Here is a 469-nt window from a genome sequence, read left to right on the forward strand (position 1 = left end):
AGCACTGTAGTGAGCAGGATTTTGAAGCAATGCTTCGACAGTATGAAAATTCAATAGATGATAAGAGACAGTTTACTGCATTGGTAAAAGATACATTTCCGGAAGAGGCAAAGAATATCAATCTGATTCTTATGGCATACAACATGGGAATTGCACAGGATATTCAGAAGGCGAATTTGCTCAATAATACATTTGCTTTCCGGTATGTGAAGCAGTTGATGGATGACTATGGCATCAGCAGAGTGAATGCAGATTGGATCGTGTCAGTATGGTGTTCTTGTTATGGTAATAAAGTATTGGGAAAAGCCTGTGACATATCAGTGCAGAAGCAGGGTGGTGGTCCGGCGATAAAAGATAATAAGTCATCTTCGGGAAAATCATATGGAGATTTATTTGTATATGAGAAAAGTCGAAAGAGGCAACGGACTGGCTGTAACAGGATTCCGTGGAGATAAGAACCAGACGATTA

The 469-nt window shown here is 39.9% G+C and carries 1 protein-coding gene; it reads left to right on the top strand.

Translation table 11 applies throughout. The features are described from left to right. Positions 1-455, top strand: a 455-nt coding sequence (locus tag MBO_RS08950) for a hypothetical protein (RefSeq protein ID WP_036366891.1), incomplete at its 5' end; no start/stop codon positions are given. Positions 456-469: the final 14 nt, after the last annotated feature.

Origin of the sequence: Moraxella bovoculi 237 (assembly GCF_000696305.2) — a bacterium.
In the GTDB taxonomy this organism is placed as follows: Bacteria; Pseudomonadota; Gammaproteobacteria; order Pseudomonadales; family Moraxellaceae; genus Moraxella; species Moraxella bovoculi.